This is a genomic window from Mesorhizobium sp. CNPSo 4670 (assembly GCF_057784235.1).
Genome location: NZ_JBWJFQ010000060.1, coordinates 1 through 1,592, shown reverse-complemented (window position 1 = coordinate 1,592; position 1,592 = coordinate 1). Strand labels below are relative to the sequence as shown.

Here is a 1,592-nt window from a genome sequence, read left to right as displayed (position 1 = left end):
GATCTGAACACGCTCATGGCCGAGCTGATGGGAAAGGCGGGCGGCATTTGCAAGGGGCGCGGCGGTTCAATGCACGTTGCAGACAATTCGGTCGGGATCATCGGTGAATCGGGTATCGTCGGAGGAGGCATTCCTCTTGCCACAGGGTGTGCGTTCAGCGCCAAGTTGCGCGGTGTCGATCAGGTTACCCTTTGCTTCTTCGGCGATGGGGCGGTGAACCAGGGCACCTTCCATGAGAGTCTCAACATGGCGTCGCTTTGGAAGCTTCCGGTCATCTATCTTTGCGAGAACAACGGCTATGCAATGATCACCTCGGTGGCGCAAAGCCACGGGCAGCCGGACATTGCGCTGAGGGCGGCGAGTTATGGGATGCCAGGGGTAACGGTTGACGGGCAGTGTGTGGACGCCGTCTATGAAGCTGCGGCAGAGGCCGTCGCGCGAGCACGCGCGGGCGAGGGCCCCACCCTAATAGTGGCTAACACCTATCGGTTCGATGAGCACATGTTCGGCTTGGCGATACCGGGGGAGCCTTATCGATCGGTTGAAGAAGTCGAGACGCATAGACGCAACCGCGATCCGATCTTGCTTTATCGCACTGTGCTCCTCGGTGAAGGCATAAATGAAAAGAGTCTGCAAGCAATCGAGGATGAAGTCGTCGAAGCCGTGAAGCAGGCTGTAGAATTTGGTCTAGACAGCCCCCCGCCTCGGCCCGAAACCTTACCCGATTACATGTTCAACTCGCCCCTTGCAGGCCATCACGGTTCTGTGGCTGGGCTGGAGAGGAATTAGTTCCACATGGCAAATGATGCCCACCAGCTTGCCTCAACCCCCGGGGCCCATATTCAGATGACCTATTTTGAAGCTCTGGTGCAGGCGCAGATGGAGGAAATGGATCGTGATGAGCGCGTCGTCCTGATGGGAGAGGAGCTCTCGGTTCATGGCGGTGCCAAACTTATTGAGCGGTTTGGCAAGAACCGGATTTGGAGCACGCCGATTTCGGAAGACAGTTTCACCGGCATCGGAATTGGGGCTGCCATCAACGGATTGCGACCGATCGTAGACCTCTCGGTTTCCAACTTCGTTTATCTCGCCTCGGACCAAATCATCAACCAGGCCTCGAAATTGCGGTATATGACCGGAGGTCAGATCGACATTCCAATCGTGTTTCGCTGCTGTATGTACTCGCTGGGGTCCCTAGCGGCGCAGCATACCGACCGGCCTTATCCGTTCTTTATGAATGTGCCTGGCCTCAAGATCATCAGCCCGACAAGCGCCGCCGACATCAAGGGGCTCATGAAAACCGCCATTCGCGACGGTGATCCGGTAATGGTTTTCGAAGACACCTGCCTGTGGCCGGTGAAGGGCGATGTGACCACAGACCCGGATCATCTAATCCCGATTGGCAAAGCGGATGTGAAGCGCGAAGGAGAAGACGTAACCCTTATCGCTGTTGCCGGTGTCATTCAGCCGACGATGGAAGCGGTCAGCGCGCTCGCCGAGGAAGGCATTTCGGTCGAAGTGATCGATCCACGTACGTTGAAGCCGCTCGATCATGAGGCCTTCAAAACGTCAGTCGCCAAGACCGGACGGTT

General features: G+C 57.0%; 2 protein-coding genes. Both read left to right on the top strand.

The window, feature by feature from the left end; genetic code table 11:
* Positions 1–789, top strand: a 789-nt coding sequence (locus tag AC0ZT5_RS35045) for a thiamine pyrophosphate-dependent dehydrogenase E1 component subunit alpha (protein ID WP_488500153.1), incomplete at its 5' end; no start/stop codon positions are given.
* A gap of 6 nt (positions 790–795) precedes the next feature.
* Positions 796–1,592, top strand: a 797-nt coding sequence (locus AC0ZT5_RS35040) for an alpha-ketoacid dehydrogenase subunit beta (protein WP_488500152.1), incomplete at its 3' end; no start/stop codon positions are given.